This is a genomic window from Stenotrophomonas sp. YJH_SMC_4 (genome assembly GCF_059371575.1).
In genome coordinates this window covers 70,392-85,700 of the sequence record NZ_JCAFUR010000003.1, presented here as the reverse complement: position 1 = coordinate 85,700, position 15,309 = coordinate 70,392, and the positions used below count along the sequence as shown (strand labels likewise).

Genomic DNA, 15,309 nt, shown 5'->3' with positions numbered 1-15,309 from the left:
TGACCCAGCGAACGGCACGGCACGACACGGCCCTGATCCATTAGGCTTGAGCCTCCAGCGGAGTCCGGGAAGACGATGAACGACAACGGCAGCAGTCCCAGCAAGCGCGCCGGCAAGGCAGTGACGGTGACCGACATCGCGCGTGCCATCGGCGTGTCACGGGCGACCGTGTCGCTGGTGTTGCGCGGCAGCCCGCTGGTCAACGTCGATACCCGTGCCAAGGTCGAGGCCGAGCTGCGCCGGCAGCGCTATGTCTACAACCGCGCTGCCGCCAACCTGCGCCGGCGTACCTCGTCGAGCATCGCGCTGGTGATCAACGATCTTTCCAACCCGTTCTTCGCCGAATTCGCGTCCGGCGTGGACGAGGCGCTGGGCGGACGCGGCTACGTGACCCTGCTCGGCAGCACTGGCGAATCGCCGGAGCGCCAGCAGGCGGTGCTGTCCACGTTGATGGAGCACACCCCGGCCGGCCTGATCCTGTCGCCGGCCGAGGGCAGCGATACCGTGCAGTTGCGACAGACACTGGGTGCCAATGCCAACGTGCTGCTGTTCAACCGCGAACTGGAAGGCGCTGACTGGGATTTCCTGACCCTGGACAACCAGCACGGTGCCTATCTGGCCACGCGCCACCTGATCGAACGCGGCCATCGCCAGATCGCTTTCTTTGGCGGCCACGCCGCATCGAGCTCGTGCCACCAGCGCCGTGCCGGTTTCCAGCAGGCGCTGGCCGAAGCGGGCCTGTCGCTGCCGCCGGGCTGGATGATCGAGTCGGCGCCGAACCGCCTGGAAGCCGCGGCGCGCACCGATGAGCTGTTTGCCGACGGCCATCGCCCGAGTGCGGCGGTCTGCTACAACGACACCGTCGCGCTGGGCCTGATGCTGGGCTTGAATTCACGGGGCATCCGTCCGGGAGGTGACTTTGCCGTTACCGGCTTCGACGATATTTCCGAGGCTGCGGTGGCGGTGCCGCCGTTGACCACGCTCACCGCCGATCCGCGCGAGCGGGGCCGGCAAGCTGCGGCGCTGCTGCTGCAACGACTGGACGAACCGGACGCGCCGCCACGGCGCACGGTCGCGCCGGTGCAGTTGCGCATCCGCGAAAGCAGTGCCGCACGACCGAACTGATTTATTCCATACACCCCTTCCACGCAACAACGACCTTCCGCGCATCGAGGCGCGTACCGCATGCCGATCTCCGCAACGCCCCGTCCAACGGGATCTTCGGGCAACGCACCTGCCGTCACCAACGGCAAGGCGCTGGCCGTGGTCACCACGATCTTCTTCATGTGGGGCTTCCTGACCTGCCTCAATGACATCCTGATCCCGCACCTGAAGGCGGTGTTCGAGCTGAACTACGCCAAGGCGATGCTGGTGCAGTTCACCTTCTTCGGCACCTATTTCCTGATGTCGCTGCCGGCGGGTCGGCTGGTGGCGGCGCTGGGCTACAAGAAGGGCATCGTGGCCGGCCTGGTGATTGCCGGTATCGGTGCGCTGGGCTTCTGGCCGGCGGCCGAGCTGCGCGTTTATGGCGCCTTCCTGGGCGCACTGTTCGTTCTGGCCACCGGCATCACCGTGCTGCAGGTTGCTGCCAATCCCTACGTCGCGCTGCTGGGCCCGGAGCAGACCAGCTCCAGCCGCCTGACCCTGGCGCAGGCGCTGAACTCGCTGGGCACGGCCATCGCCCCGATCTTCGGCGGCATGCTGATCCTGTCCAACACGGTGAAGAGTGCCGATGACATCGCGGCACTGCCGGCCGCCGAACAGCTGGCCTACCGTGCCGCCGAGGCGCAGGCCGTGCAGGGCCCGTACGTGGGGCTGGCCGTTGCGCTGGTGCTGCTGGCGCTGTTCGTATACCTGTTCCGCCTGCCGGCACTGAGCGACGCCACCGAGCAGGCCGACCAGGGCCACCACCACAGCTACCTGGATGCGCTGCGCAAGCGCCACCTGCTGCTGGGTGTGCTGGGCGTCTTCTTCTACGTCGGTGCCGAAGTTTCGATCGGCAGCTTCCTGGTCAACTACCTGTCGATGCCCAACATCGGCGGCTTCAGCGAGCAGGAAGCCACGCATTACGTGTCGGCCTACTGGACGATGGCGATGATCGGCCGCTTCGCCGGCTCGGCGCTGCTGGCGCGCTTCTCGCCCAGCCGCCTGCTGGCGATCTTCGCGCTGGTCAACGTGGGGCTGCTGGTCACGACCATGCTGACCTCCGGCAACATCGCGCTGTACTCGGTGGTGGCGATCGGCCTGTTCAATTCGATCATGTTCCCGACCATCTTCGCGCTGAGCATCGAGCGCCTGGGCCCGCTGACCAACAAGGGTTCCAGCCTGCTGATCATGGCCATCGTCGGCGGTGCGGTGGTGCCGTACCTGCAGGGCGTGCTGGCCGACCACATCGGTGTGCAGGCCAGCTTCATCCTGCCGCTGCTGTGCTACGGCTACATCATTTTCTACGGACTGGTCGGCGCACGTACGCCGGCTTCCGCAACGCAGGGAGGCTGAGTCCGGAATGGGTTCCATCGTTTGCTTCGGCGAAATTTTGATCGATCTACTAGCGCAGCCGCCGGCCTCGGCCGATACGCCGCGGGCGTTCCTGCAGTACGCCGGCGGGGCGCCGGCCAACGTTGCCGTGGCCGCTGCGCGGCTGGGCGCGAAGACGCAGTTCGTCGGCATGCTCGGCCGTGACATGTTCGGTGACTTCCTGGCCGACAGCCTGGTCGAGCACGGCGTGGGCACGGATTACATCGTGCGTACCGATGCGGCGAAGACCGCGCTGGCCTTCGTCGCCCTCGACGCCAGTGGCGAGCGCAGCTTCAGCTTCTACCGCCCGCCAGCGGCAGACCTGCTGTTCCGTGACAGCGATTTCCAGGCCGCCTGCCTCGACAGCGCGCAGTGCTTCCACGTCTGCTCCAACAGCCTGACCGAGCCGGGCATCGCCGAGGCGACCTTTGCCGGCATGGACCGTGCACGTGCGGCCGGCGCGGTGGTCAGCCTCGATCTGAACCTGCGTCCCGCGCTGTGGCCGGCGAACGAGGATCCGACGCCGCGCCTGTGGCAGGCGCTGGAACGCGCCGATCTGGTGAAGCTGTCGCGCGAGGAACTGGACTACCTGGCCGCGCCGCTGGGCAGTGACGGCGAGGCGACGGTGCTGCGGCGCCTGCTGGCCGCGCAGGCGCGCTGGGTCATCGTCACCGACGGTGCTGCCACGCTGCACTGGTACACCCGCGACAACCACGGCACGGTCACCAGTTTCCGCGTGGCCACGGTCGACACCACGGCTGCTGGCGATGCCTTCGTCGGCGGCGTGCTGGTCGGCCTGCTGGAGCGCGGTGGGGCGGGCGCTGGTTTCGCTGCGTTCTGCCAGGACCCGGAGGCGATCACCGCCACGCTGCGTTTCGGCGCCGCCGTGGGGGCGCTGGCTGTTACCCGCAAGGGCGCGTTCGCCGCAATGCCCTCGCTCGATGAAGTGCAGCAGCTGCTGCAGGCACAGGACATTACCGCATGAGCACCTCGCCCGATTTCCGTTCGCCCGCGTTCCTGCGCGCGCACATCGCCGATACCATGGCGTTCTACCATCCGCGCTGCATCGATCCGGACGGCGGCTTCTTTCACTACTTCCGGGATGACGGCAGCGTCTACGATGCCAGCCACCGCCACCTGGTGAGCAGCACGCGCTTCGTCTTCAACTACGCGATGGCCTACCGCGAATTCGGCAATGCCGAGTACCGCGAGGCGGTCGAGCACGGCGTGCGCTACCTGCGCGAGGTGCACCGCAACCCGGCCACCGGTGGCTACGCCTGGACTCTGCGTGATGGCAAGGTCGAGGACGACATGAACCACTGCTACGGCGTGGCGTTCGTGCTGCTGGCCTACAGTTGCGCGCTGAAGGCCGGTGTCGAGCAGGCCCGCGAGTGGATGGACGAAACCTGGCAGCTGCTGGAAGCGCGCTTCTGGGAGCCACAGCACGGCCTGTACAAGGACGAGGCCGATGGCCAGTGGAACTTCACCGGCTATCGCGGCCAGAACGCCAACATGCACATGTGCGAGGCGATGCTGGCGGCGTTCGAGGCCAGTGGTGAGCAGCGCTATGTCGAGCGTGCGCTGCAGCTGGCCGACAACATGACCCGCCGCCAGGCGGCCAAGGCCGGCGGGCTGGTCTGGGAGCACTACGATGAGAACTGGGAGATCGACTGGGACTACAACCTGGACGACCCCAAGCACCTGTTCCGCCCGTGGGGCTTCCAGCCCGGCCACCAGACCGAATGGGCCAAGCTGTTGCTGATCCTCGATCGCCACGTGCAGGCCGACTGGCTGGTGCCGACCGCGCAGCACCTGTTCGATGTGGCTGTGGCGCGCAGCTGGGACGAGGCGCGCGGTGGCTTGTACTACGGTTTCGCACCGGAAACGCGCCGACAGGCGGGCATGGACGGTGCCCCGATCGGCGGCGACAGCTTCGTCTGCGACGACGACAAGTATTTCTGGGTGCAGGCCGAAACGCTGGCCACCGCCGCACTGATGGCCAAGTGCACCGGTGATGACCGCTACTGGCAGTGGTACGAGCGCATCTGGGCGTACTCGTGGGAGCACTTCGTCGACCATCAGTACGGCGCCTGGTTCCGCATCCTCGATGCCGACAACCGCAAGTACAGCGACGAGAAGAGCCCGGCCGGCAAGGTGGATTACCACACCATGGGTGCGTGCTACGAAGTGTTGAACGTGGTGCGTTGAAGATCGTTTGAATGCAGTAGTGCCAGGCCATGCCTGGCAATCCGGAATCGGTAGCGCCGGGCGACGCCCGGCGGAAAACAGGAGCTCCGCGTGCATCGTCTTTCCCTCGTTGTCCGTCTGCTCCTGCTGCTGATCGCAGTCTCCGCCTTCCCGGCAACTGCAGCCCCGCTGCAGGCGCGATGGGAATTCCGCATGCTGCCCGGCGATGCGCAGGGCGCCGCCCACCCGGGCCTGCAGCAGTGGCGTGCGGCGAAGGTGCCGGGCAGCGTGCACACCGACCTGCTCGCCCACGCGCTGATCCGCGATCCGTACGTCGGTGCGCCTGAGGCAGAGCTGCAATGGATCGGGCTGGCTGCCTGGGAGTACCGCGCCCGCTTCGACGTGGATGCGGCGACACTGGCCAAGCCCAATGCCGAGCTGCGCTTCGATGGGCTGGATACCTATGCCGAAGTCAGCCTCAACGGCAGGCCGCTGCTGCGCGCGGACAATGCGCACCGCACCTGGCGTGCGCGCGTGGAAGGGCGCCTGCGCGCGAGCGGCAATGAACTGCAGATCGTGTTCCGCTCACCGATCCGCACGCTGTTGCCGGGTGTGCAGGCGATGCCGCACAAGATCGCTGGCAATTACCCGTCGCCGTATGGCGATGAGCCGAAGGAAGCGATGGTCGGCAACTTCGCGCGCAAGCCGGCCTACCATTTCGGCTGGGACTGGGGCCCGCGCTATGTCACCGCCGGCCTGTGGCGCGGGGTCGACCTGCAGGCCTGGGATGCGCACCGCCTGACCGATCTTGCCGTGCGTACCGATGCGTTGAGCGCGGAGCAGGCGAGGCTGGCGGTATTGCTGCAGGTGGAGCAGGGTAACGCTGCCGGTTCTGCGGTGGTCCATGTCGATGTGCGCGATCCGCAGGGTCGCAGCGTGGCCCAGGTGCAGCGCACGGTGCTGCTGAAGCCCGGCCAGAACGCTGTCGAAGTACCGGTCGAACTGGCCAAGCCGCAGCGCTGGTGGCCGGTCGGCCACGGTGCACAGGACCGCTACACCGTGCAGGCCCGCCTGGACGGTGGCGCCGATGCAGCGCTGGTGCGCGAGCAGCGTATCGGCCTGCGCACGGTTGAACTGCGCCGCGAGGAAGACGGTAAGGGCGGGCAGGGCTTCGCTTTCGTCATCAACGGCGTGGAGATCTTCGCAAAGGGCGCCAACGTCATTCCGTTCGATGCCTTCCCCGCACGCGTCGATGCCGCGCGCCTGCGCCAGGTGCTGACCGCCGCACGCGACGCCAACATGAACATGCTGCGCAACTGGGGTGGCGGCTACTACGAGGACGATGCCTTCTTCGACATCGCCGACGAACTGGGCCTGCTGGTCTGGCAGGACTTCATGTTCGGTGGTGGCATGCAGCCGGGCTACGATCCGGCCTTCCGTGCCAGCGTGGTGGCCGAGGCACGCGACAATGTGCGCCGGCTGCGCCATCACCCCAGCATCGTGCTGTGGTGTGGCAACAACGAGGAAGAAACCGCCTGGAAGGACTGGGGCCACGGCCGCGACCTGAAGGCGGCCGACCCGGCGTTTGCCGAGAAGGTCTGGCAGGGCTATGTCGACCTGTTCGGCAATGATCTGCGTCAGGTAGTGAGTGAGGAGGGCCTGGGCGTGCCGTACTGGTCCAGCTCGCCCAGCAACGACCTTGACGAAAAGGCGAACGACTCGACCCGTGGCGACAAGCACTACTGGCAGGTCTGGGGCAATCCGGCGCTGCCGGTGCAGGCTTACCTGCGCGAGACGCCGCGCTTCATGTCCGAGTACGGCCTGCAGGCATGGCCGCCGTTGGCCACCGTGGACCAGATCGCCACCCGCGCCGAGCAGCGCATCGACAGCCCGGTGATCCGCGCGCACCAGAAATTCATGGCCGGCGAGGGCAACAGCCGCCTGCTGCACTACATCGAACTGGGCTACGGCACGCCGAAGGACTTCGAGGACTTCGTCTACCTCAGCCAGGTGATGCAGGCCGATGGCATCGCGCTGGCCGCGTTGCACCATCGCGCTTCGCGGCCGTACACCATGGGCTCGCTGTACTGGCAGCTCAACGACGTCTGGCCGGGTGCTTCATGGTCCAGCGTGGACTACTTCGGTCGCTGGAAGGCATTGCATTTTGCCGCGCGGCGCTTCTTCGCGCCGGTCACGCTGGCGGCATTGCGTGATGAGGGTAGTACGCGGGTGCGCCTGATCAATGATGGCGCTGCCGCAGATGCACGCTGGCGGCTGCGGGTGATGGATGTGGATGGCAAGGTGCTGCGTCGTCGCGAGGACGCGGTGACGTTGACGGCGGCGGGCGTCACCTCGATTGGTGATTTCCGCGATGCCGAGCTGCTGGCCAGTGCCGATCCGAAGCGCACGGTGGCCGTGTTCGAGCTGCTGCAGAACGGGGCGGTCAGTGCCCGCCAGATCGTCGGATTCGTCGAAGCCAAGGACCAGGTGTTGCCGCGGCAGAAGCTGAAGGCCACCTTGTCCATCGAAGGCGATCACTACCGTCTGCGCCTGGAAAGCGCGACTTACGTGCGCGCGACGTGGATCGATTTCGGCGCGCTGGATGTGCAGATCGAAGACAACCTGCTGGACCTGCTGCCGGGCGAGACCCGGGACATTGCGGTGCGCGGCCCGGTGGACCTGACTGCCCTGCGCGAAGCAATGAAGCTGAAGACCCTCAACGATCGTTGAGGGCGGCGTATCCCGCATTGGCAGGTGCCAACCTTGGTTGGCACACCCCGAACATGCCAACCAAGGCAGGCATCTACCAGAAGCGGAGACGGGTAGGTGCGGACCGTTGGTCCGCCCACCTCGATCGTTGAGGGCGGCACATCCTGTTTTGGTAGGTGCCAACCTTGGTTGGCACACCCCGAACATGCCAACCAAAGTTGGCATCTACCAGAAGCGGAGACGGGTAGGTGCGGACCGTTGGTCCGCACACCTCGATCGTTGAGGGCGGCACATCCTGTTTTGGTAGGTGCCAACCTTGGTTGGCACACACCGAACATGCCAACCAAGGTTGGCATCTACCAGAAGCGGAGACGGGCAGCTGCGGACCGTTGGTCCGCACACCTTGATCGTTGAGGGCGGCACATCCTGTTTTGGTAGGTGCCAACCTTGGTTGGCACACCCCGAACATGCCAACCAAGGTTGGCATCTACCAGACGCGGAGACGGGTAGGTGCGGACCGTTGGTCCGCACACCTCGATCGTTGAGGGCGGCGTATCCCGCATTGGCAGGTGCCAACCTTGGTTGGCACACACCGAACATGCCAACCAAGGTTGGCATCCACCAGACGCGGAGACGGGTAGGTGCGGACCGTTGGTCCGCACACATCTCTTCTTTACAGCTGGATCTGCTGGAAGTTCTCGACCCGCTCGTGGCCGTTGGCGGCCTGGCCGATGCGCGGCATCGGGTAATCATCCAGGCGATCGATCAGGCGGGTCTGCAGGCCGGCTTCGCGGGCGGCGTCCAATTCCTCCACCACATCGGACAGGAACAGGATCTCGCCGGCCGGCACGCCGATCGCCTGCACGATGCGGCGGTAGCTGTCGGCCTCGCGCTTGCCACCGATCTCGGTATCGAACCAGCCCGACACCAGCGGGCTGAGGTCACCGGCATCGCTGAAACCGAAGAACAGCTTCTGCGCCGGCACCGAGCCGGAGGAGTACACGTACAGCGGTAGGCCGGCGGCATGCCAGCCTTTCAGCACCGGCGCCACTTCCGGGTAGAAGTGCGCGGTGTAGTCGCCGCGGCGGTAGCCTTCATCCCAGATCAGGCCCTGCAGCGCCTTCAGCGCGGTGTGCTTGCGGTCCTGGTCGATCCAGCCCTGCAGCGTCTCGGCCACCAGGCTGTCCTGGCAGGCGCCGCCGATCTCGGTAGCCACCGCGTCCAGCCAGCGGCGGACCTCCGGCTGCTGGCCATGTTCGGCGACGAACGCCGGCAAGGCCTTGCGGGCATAGGGGAACAGCACGTTCTTGACGAACGAGATGCTGCTGGTAGTGCCTTCGATGTCGGTCAGGATGACGCGGGGCTGCATGGATCAGGACGCCTGGGTAGGTACGTAACGGGGGAACTTCTGCGCGATGTCGGTGCCGGTGAAATGACCCACCCAGCCGTCCGGCTCGGTGAAGAAGCGGATCGCCACGAAGCTCGGTTCATCGCCCATGTCGAACCAGTGGGTGGTGCCATCGGGCACGGCGATCAGGTCGTCCTTCACGCACTCGATCTCATAGACCTTGTCACCCACGTGCAGGGTGAACAGGCCGGAGCCTGCGACGAAGAAGCGCACCTCGTCTTCCTTGTGGAAGTGTTCGTCGAGGAACTTCTTCCGCAGCTCGGCGCGGTTCGGGTTGTCCGGGGCGATCGAGGCCACGTCCACGCTCTTGAAGCCGCGCTCGGCGACCAGGCGGTCGATGTCCGCGCGGTAGGCGGCGAACACTTCCTCCTGGCTGGCGCCGGGCGCAACCGGTGCGGTGGCCTGCCAGCGCTCGAAGGTGACGCCGATCTTCTGCAGTTCGGCAGCGATGACCGCGCCGTCCTGGGTGTCCAGCAGCGGCGATTCGGGGCGGGTGTCGTCGTAGATGCGCAGTCGGCTCATGGCGGCAGCTTGAACGTCTCGGGGGGAAGACAGGGTATCAGGGTGGGGGCGAGGTGCAGATTCCGGATCGGCATCTGCACCTGCGCGCGGGTTCAGCCGCGCAGCCTGCGCAGTTCCAGTTCGCAGTGGAACAGGAATTCGAAGGCTTCCAGATGACGGCGCGCCTCGGCCATGTCACGGCCCCAGGCGTACAGGCCGTGGCCGTCGATCAGGTAGCCCCACAGGTTCTGGCGGTCGAGCAGATCATCGACCTGCTTCGAAAGCACGTTCATGTCCTGGGTGTTGGCGAACACCGGTACGTTGATGGCCATCTCGTGGGTGCTGTTGCCGGCGAAGGCCTTCAGCAGTTCGTAGCCTTCCAGGTGCACATGACCCTGCGGCGCGTACAGGCGCGAGGCAATGGTCTGCACCGGCGAATGGGTGTGCAGTACGCAGCCGATTTCCGGGAAGCGGCGGTACAGCTGGGTGTGCAGCAGGGTCTCGGCGGAGGGGCGCAGCGGGCGGCCCACGGCCTTGCCATCGAAGTCCACCACCATGATGTCGTCCTCGATCAGGCGGCCCTTGTCCTTGCCCGAGACGGTGATCGCGGCGTGGCGGTCATCCAGGCGGTGGGAGAAGTTGCTGCTGGTGGCCGGGGTCCAGCCGGCCTGGGCCAGTTCGCGGACGTTGTCGATCAGCAGCTGGGCCAGTTCGCCCAGGCGGGCGGTGTCGTAGGGGAAGGTGGTGGTGTCCATGGACGGCATTTTACGTGATCCGGCCCGATGCTGGGCCCGCGCGGCGACCGCCTGCCTGCTGCGTGGGCAACGCGAAGCGGCGTGCTGGCAGGCGGCGCGCAGGGGGTGGATCGAGGCAAGCACAGCGCTGGCTGAATGGGGAGGGCAGCGCTCCCGCTGGAAGCGATTCCGGTCGTGGACAGCCCTCTTGCCGCGAAACATCATCGGATTGCCGCAGAAGTTCCGGCGAGCGCCAAGGAAAGGAGTACTTCGATGATCGCGCGCGCGATGGGGATGATGGGGGCGATTGGCATCATGCTTGCCAGCAGTGGCTGCACGATGGAATGGGTGAAGATGGATGCGGGTGCGCGGTCATTCGGCCCCGCCCATTCGAGTTGCAGGGCGCAGGCCGACGATCACTGGCCGGTCAGGAATGAAGTGGCCACGCGCACCGTCTACGAAGACCGCAAGGTGCCCTGCAGGCTTGATGAAGTCTGCGCCATTGACGGCAAGTACAACATGGTACCCATGCCGAAAGAGGAGAGTTACATCGTGGACGTCAACGCGTCCGACCGCAGCAGCGAGTTCAATGCCTGCATGGCCGGTGCCGGCTGGCAGCAGCAGCTCATCTGGTTCAATCGCCGCTAGGCGGGGCCGGCGCAGCGGACGACAGCGGCTCGACCGGTTGCTGCTCAACGGACTCGAGGCAACAGTGGCCAGCGGAGAATGACCTAGCTATGCGAACCGTTCAGGGGTTGAGGCTGGAGACGAGCAGGGGGGCAGGACAAGAACACGTACGACGTGGACGGAAAGTACGAGCGCGTGCTGCGACCGGAAATCGAGAAGGATGATGGAGATGGCTACGTGTATGCGACTGGCCGTGGCTGCGGGGCTTGCGCTGTTGACCAGAGGTTGTGCGACCGAATGGGCACGCTTCAGTGATCATGCTGATCCGCTGGAAGAGTCGCGGTGGCGCTGCAGGGCAGAGGCCAACGAGAAGTGGCCGGATAAGATGGACGTTGTCGAGCGCACCGAGGAGATCGAGGTGCTGACGGTCTGCAAGGAAGGCGAGACATGCGACGTGGATGGCAAATACAAGAAGATGCTGATGCCAAAGACCGAGCGCTACACCGTGGACGTCAACTCCAACGGTAACCATGAGTACTTCATGGGTTGCATGGGCGGCGCCGGTTGGATACAGAAGACCATCTGGTTTGGTCGCAGGTGATTCTCATCCGATCGCCGGCACAATCACGGTACAGATGATATCCACGCATGGCGTGGATCCACCGGACGCGCCGGGAGAGTGTCGAAGGTGGGGAGGGGTGAGGTTGCGGGGGCGTGAGCCGCATGGATGCGGCGACCGAGCTTACAGGGATGTACTTGCAGCGCCCCCCGCAATCTCGCCCCTCCCCGCCAAACCCTCAGACCCGCTGTTGCCGTTGCCGTTGCTCCGGCTTCAAAGGCGGGTGCAGGGCCGCAGGCCCTGCAATCCCTTTACTTCACCCGCAGGCGGCTGTGCCGGAACCCGTAGCAGAAATAGATCACGAAACCGACGAACGTCCACACCCCCATCAGCATCCAGTTGTGCATCGTCATCGCCGACAGCAGGGCAAGGCAACTCAGCACGCCCAGGCTGCAGATCAGCCACGCCATCGGCATGCGGAACGGGCGAGGCAGGTCCGGCTGGGTACGGCGCAGGATCAGCACGCCGGCGCAGACTGCGGCGAACGCGATCAGCGTGCCCATCGAGGTCAGCTCGCCGAGGATGTCCAGCGGGAACAGCGCCGCCAGCAGCGCGATGCCGATGCCGGTGATCACGGTGTTGATGTGCGGAGTGCGGTACTTCGGGTGGATCCTGGTGAACACCGGCGGCAGCAGGCCGTCGCGGCCCATGATCATGAAGATGCGCGGCTGGCCGATGATCATCACCAGCACCACCGAGGACAGGCCGACCAGCGCGCCGACCTCGACCACCCAGCGCAGCCAGCCCAGCTGCGGATGCGCGGCCACGGCAGTCACCACCGGCTCGTCGGTGCCGAGCAGCTGGAACGGCACCAGGCCGGTCATCACCGCAGCCATCGCGATGTAGAGCACGGTGCAGATCACCAGCGACAGCATCATGCCGAACGGCATGTCACGCTGCGGATTCTTCGATTCCTGCGCCGCCACCGACACCGCTTCGAAACCGATGTAGGCGAAGAACACCATCGCCGCGCCACGCAGCACGCCTTCCATGCCGTACTTGCCGGGGCCTTCGTTGGCCGGGATGAAGGGCGTCCAGTTGCTGGTGTCCACGTACTTCCAGCCGACCACGATGACCAGCAGGATCAGGCCGGTCTTCAGCACGACCATTGCCATGTTCATCGCCGAGGACTTGCTGATGCCGACGTAGCACAGCCAGGTCAGCAGCAGTACCAGCGCGGCGGCCGGCAGGTTGGCGATCGCGCCGGTGGGGCGCAGCTGTGCATCGAGCGGGGCGCTGACCAGCGCCGCCGGTAGATGGATGTCGAACTGGCTGAGCAGGCTGAGGAAATAGCCGGTCCAGCTGACTGCGACCGCCGAGGCGGACACGCCGTACTCGAGCACCAGCATCCAGCCGATGAACCAGGCCGAGAGCTCGCCGAAGGTGGCGTAGGTGTAGGTGTAGGCGCTGCCGGAGACCGGCACCATCGAGGCGAATTCGGCATAGGCCAGCGCGCAGAAGGCGCAGCAGATGGCGGCCAGTACGAAGGACAGCATGATGGCCGGGCCGGCGTGGTTGGCGGCGGCCTGGCCGGTGATGACGAAGATGCCGCCGCCGATCACCGCGCCGATACCGAGGGCAGTCAGGCCCCAGGGGCCGAGGTGGCGGCGCAGGCTCAGGCCGTTGGCCTCTTCATGGGCGGCATGCGGGTGCTTGGTGGCCCACAGTTGCTTGAACATGTGTGGTGGTCTTGTCGAAGCGCGCCACGGGCGGCGCGCGGGGAAAACGGACGGGCCGGCGCGAGGCCGGCCCGTAGGCGGATCAGGGCGACTTGGCAAGCTTGCTGTTGCGGATGCCGTAGCCCAGGTAGATCAGCAGGCCGAGCAGGGTCCAGCCAACGAACAGGTGCCAATGCACCACGAACGCCTGCCAGAACAGGAACAGGCAGGTGGCAGCGCCGAGCGGGCAGATGATCCAGACCATCGGCACGCGGAACGGGCGGTGCAGGTCCGGCTTGGTATAGCGCAGCACCAGCACGCCGACGCAGACGGTGGCGAAGGCCAGCAGGGTGCCCATCGAGACGAGTTCGCCGAGCACGTTCAGCGGCACCAGGCCGGCCAGCGCGGCAGCGATCACGCCGACCACGATGGTGGCGACGTACGGGGTGCGGAAGCGGGCGTGGACCTTGCCGAAGAACTTCGGCAGCAGGCCGTCGCGGGAGATGGTGTAGGCGATGCGGGTCTGGCCCATCATCATCACCAGCACCACCGAGGACAGGCCGGCGATGGCGCCGATTTCCACGAACGTCTTCAGCCAGGACAGGGTCGGGTAGGGCTCCAGCGCGGTGGCCACCGGCTTGTCGGTGCCCAGCAGGTGGTACGGCATCATGCCGGTCAGTACCGCGCAGACGATGATGTAGACGATCGTGCACACCGCCAGCGAGCCGAGCAGGCCGATCGGCATGTTGCGCTGTGGGTCCTTGGTTTCACCGGCGGCGGTGGAGACCGCGTCGAAGCCGATGTAGGCGAAGAACACGATGGTGGCGGCGCGGAAGATGCCGCTCCAGCCGAACTCACCCGGCACGCCGGTGTTTTCCGGGATGAACGGCTGCCAGTTGGCCGGGTCGATATGGGCCGCGCCGATGCCGATGAACAGGCAGATGACGGTGACCTTGATTGCCACGATGATGGCGTTGACGAAGGCCGACTGGGTCACGCCCACGTACAGCAGGCCGGACACCGCCGCCACGATCAGCACCGCCGGCAGGTTGAACAGCTTGCCGGAGGAGACGAACTCGCTGCCGGTCCAGGCGATGGGCGCGGCGCTGAGCAGGTCCGGGAACGGCATGTGCAAGGTGGTGGTGATGAAGCTGATCAGGTACGCCGACCAGCCCACCGCGACCGAGGCCGAGGCGAACAGGTACTCCAGCACCAGGCACCAGCCGATGAACCAGGCCATGCCTTCGCCCAGGGTGGCGTAGGAGTACGAGTAGGCACTGCCGGAGACCGGCATCATCGCCGCGAACTCGGCGTAGCACAGGCCCGCCAGGGCACAGGCGAAACCGGCCAGCACGAACGAAAGCATCACCGCCGGGCCGGCATGGTTGGCCGCGGCCTGGCCGGTCAGCACGAAGATACCAGCGCCGATCACCGCACCCACGCCAAGCAGGATGAGGTGTTTAGCCGTGAGGGTCCGTTTCAGCGTGGCTTCGCCGTCCAGGCTGCCTTCGATGGGTTCGCCGGCATCGACGTGCCCGGCCGGTTCAACCGGCTTGACCCTCAACAGAGCTTTCAGCATGCAGTACTTCCTAGTGATCGGATGGGGTGGGCCGCCGATACGTTGCCGGCAACCCTGGAATGGTGAAGGCCGCGCGAACGGCCCGCTGTACCTTAGCCAAAGCTGAAGCCAACGCACAAGCGCAATCGCAACAATGAACGGCGATAATGAGCAGTATTTTTCCAGACCGCCCCCATTCATGCGCCAGACCGCCGAAACCCTTGCCGTGCTTGACGATCGCTTGCGTGGCCTGCTGCGGGACTATGCCCGCCGTGAGCCTGCCCACGACGCACTGGCTGCCGAATTCGGCACATTGCTGGACGATCCGGAAGATCCGTTCCGCCGCGAGCGCCTGGCCGGCCACTTCACCGCCAGCTGCTGGCTGGTCAGTGCCGATGGCCAGCGCCTGCTGCTGACCCACCACCGCAAGCTGCAACGCTGGCTGCAGCTGGGCGGCCACGCCGACGGCGACCGTGACCTGGCCCAGGTGGCGCTGAAGGAGGCCGAAGAGGAGTCGGGCCTGAGCGGCCTGGTGCTGGAAGACCCGGCGATCTTCGATCTGGACAAGCACTGGATCCCGGAGCGCAAGGACGTGCCGGGGCACTGGCACTACGACGTGCGTTTCGTAATCCGCGCGCTGGGTGGCGAAGCCTTCGTGCTCAGCGAGGAGTCACTTGACCTGGCATGGCGGCCGGTGACCGAAGTCGTGTCCGATCCGGAATCGGACGAGTCCATGCAGCGCATGGCGCGCCGGTGGCTGGCACGTTGAGGTAAAAAGGGGACGGAGGGGA

The 15,309-nt window shown here is 66.0% G+C and carries 13 protein-coding genes; 8 read left to right on the top strand and 5 right to left on the bottom strand.

Annotated elements, in window-relative coordinates; all coding sequences use genetic code 11:
• Positions 1–75: 75 nt before the first annotated feature.
• From AC5P9F_RS06455 to AC5P9F_RS06435, 5 genes are all read left to right on the top strand, one after another.
• Positions 76–1,125, top strand: a complete 1,050-nt coding sequence (locus tag AC5P9F_RS06455) for a LacI family DNA-binding transcriptional regulator (RefSeq protein WP_043035613.1) — start codon at positions 76–78, stop codon at positions 1,123–1,125.
• 60 nt (positions 1,126–1,185) lie between these two features.
• The gene (gene fucP / locus AC5P9F_RS06450) at positions 1,186–2,499 is read left to right on the top strand and encodes an L-fucose:H+ symporter permease (protein ID WP_043035614.1); all 1,314 of its coding nucleotides are present in this window, start codon (positions 1,186–1,188) and stop codon (positions 2,497–2,499) included.
• 7 nt (positions 2,500–2,506) lie between these two features.
• On the top strand, positions 2,507–3,502 hold the full coding sequence (locus AC5P9F_RS06445; RefSeq protein WP_005409447.1) for a carbohydrate kinase family protein: 996 nt from the start codon (positions 2,507–2,509) through the stop codon (positions 3,500–3,502).
• Entirely contained in the window at positions 3,499–4,725 is a 1,227-nt protein-coding gene (locus AC5P9F_RS06440) for an AGE family epimerase/isomerase (protein ID WP_099561859.1), read from the top strand. The genes AC5P9F_RS06445 and AC5P9F_RS06440 overlap by 4 nt, the downstream gene beginning before the upstream one ends.
• 90 nt (positions 4,726–4,815) lie before the next feature.
• Positions 4,816–7,434, top strand: coding sequence for a beta-mannosidase (locus tag AC5P9F_RS06435; RefSeq protein WP_100438481.1), 2,619 nt, complete (start codon positions 4,816–4,818; stop codon positions 7,432–7,434).
• 652 nt (positions 7,435–8,086) lie between these two features.
• Here AC5P9F_RS06435 and mtnC read toward each other — a convergent pair.
• The 3 genes from mtnC to AC5P9F_RS06420 all read right to left on the bottom strand — a co-directional run bounded on the left by mtnC (position 8,087) and on the right by AC5P9F_RS06420 (position 10,077).
• On the bottom strand, positions 8,087–8,782 hold the full coding sequence (mtnC, locus tag AC5P9F_RS06430; protein ID WP_033833463.1) for an acireductone synthase: 696 nt from the start codon (positions 8,780–8,782) through the stop codon (positions 8,087–8,089).
• 3 nt (positions 8,783–8,785) lie between these two features.
• Positions 8,786–9,343, bottom strand: coding sequence for a 1,2-dihydroxy-3-keto-5-methylthiopentene dioxygenase (locus AC5P9F_RS06425; RefSeq protein WP_005409451.1), 558 nt, complete (start codon positions 9,341–9,343; stop codon positions 8,786–8,788).
• 92 nt (positions 9,344–9,435) lie between these two features.
• Positions 9,436–10,077 carry a methylthioribulose 1-phosphate dehydratase gene (locus tag AC5P9F_RS06420; protein ID WP_032967162.1) on the bottom strand — a complete coding sequence of 214 codons (642 nt, stop codon included), beginning with the start codon at positions 10,075–10,077 and terminating at the stop codon, positions 9,436–9,438.
• A 252-nt stretch (positions 10,078–10,329) separates the two neighbouring features.
• On the opposite strand from AC5P9F_RS06420, the gene AC5P9F_RS06415 reads away from it, so the two are divergent.
• Both AC5P9F_RS06415 and AC5P9F_RS06410 read left to right on the top strand, forming a co-directional pair.
• Positions 10,330–10,704: a hypothetical protein gene (locus AC5P9F_RS06415; RefSeq protein ID WP_032957971.1), complete on the top strand. Its 375-nt coding sequence runs from the start codon at positions 10,330–10,332 to the stop codon at positions 10,702–10,704.
• A gap of 220 nt (positions 10,705–10,924) precedes the next feature.
• Positions 10,925–11,284, top strand: a complete 360-nt coding sequence (locus tag AC5P9F_RS06410) for a hypothetical protein (protein ID WP_099497671.1) — start codon at positions 10,925–10,927, stop codon at positions 11,282–11,284.
• A 269-nt stretch (positions 11,285–11,553) separates the two neighbouring features.
• On the opposite strand, the gene AC5P9F_RS06405 is transcribed toward AC5P9F_RS06410, so the two are convergent.
• Positions 11,554–12,981, bottom strand: a complete 1,428-nt coding sequence (locus AC5P9F_RS06405) for an amino acid permease (protein WP_043035619.1) — start codon at positions 12,979–12,981, stop codon at positions 11,554–11,556.
• Positions 12,982–13,063: 82 nt separating this feature from the next.
• Positions 13,064–14,539: an amino acid permease gene (locus AC5P9F_RS06400; protein WP_005409456.1), complete on the bottom strand. Its 1,476-nt coding sequence runs from the start codon at positions 14,537–14,539 to the stop codon at positions 13,064–13,066.
• A 133-nt stretch (positions 14,540–14,672) separates the two neighbouring features.
• Between AC5P9F_RS06400 and AC5P9F_RS06395 the strand changes: the two genes are divergently transcribed.
• Positions 14,673–15,287: an NUDIX hydrolase gene (locus AC5P9F_RS06395; protein WP_012480055.1), complete on the top strand. Its 615-nt coding sequence runs from the start codon at positions 14,673–14,675 to the stop codon at positions 15,285–15,287.
• Positions 15,288–15,309 lie beyond the last annotated feature (22 nt).

Bases quoted from the DNA above. Each gene is read 5' to 3' on its own strand.
- AC5P9F_RS06420 (WP_032967162.1), bottom strand. From the start codon at position 10,077: ATGGACACCACCACCTTCCCCTACGACACCGCCCGCCTGGGCGAACTG.
- AC5P9F_RS06400 (WP_005409456.1), bottom strand. From the start codon at position 14,539: ATGCTGAAAGCTCTGTTGAGGGTCAAGCCGGTTGAACCGGCCGGGCAC.
- AC5P9F_RS06425 (WP_005409451.1), bottom strand. From the start codon at position 9,343: ATGAGCCGACTGCGCATCTACGACGACACCCGCCCCGAATCGCCGCTG.
- fucP (WP_043035614.1), top strand. From the start codon at position 1,186: ATGCCGATCTCCGCAACGCCCCGTCCAACGGGATCTTCGGGCAACGCA.
- AC5P9F_RS06445 (WP_005409447.1), top strand. From the start codon at position 2,507: ATGGGTTCCATCGTTTGCTTCGGCGAAATTTTGATCGATCTACTAGCG.
- AC5P9F_RS06455 (WP_043035613.1), top strand. From the start codon at position 76: ATGAACGACAACGGCAGCAGTCCCAGCAAGCGCGCCGGCAAGGCAGTG.
- mtnC (WP_033833463.1), bottom strand. From the start codon at position 8,782: ATGCAGCCCCGCGTCATCCTGACCGACATCGAAGGCACTACCAGCAGC.
- AC5P9F_RS06415 (WP_032957971.1), top strand. From the start codon at position 10,330: ATGATCGCGCGCGCGATGGGGATGATGGGGGCGATTGGCATCATGCTT.
- AC5P9F_RS06440 (WP_099561859.1), top strand. From the start codon at position 3,499: ATGAGCACCTCGCCCGATTTCCGTTCGCCCGCGTTCCTGCGCGCGCAC.
- AC5P9F_RS06395 (WP_012480055.1), top strand. From the start codon at position 14,673: ATGAACGGCGATAATGAGCAGTATTTTTCCAGACCGCCCCCATTCATG.
- AC5P9F_RS06405 (WP_043035619.1), bottom strand. From the start codon at position 12,981: ATGTTCAAGCAACTGTGGGCCACCAAGCACCCGCATGCCGCCCATGAA.
- AC5P9F_RS06410 (WP_099497671.1), top strand. From the start codon at position 10,925: ATGCGACTGGCCGTGGCTGCGGGGCTTGCGCTGTTGACCAGAGGTTGT.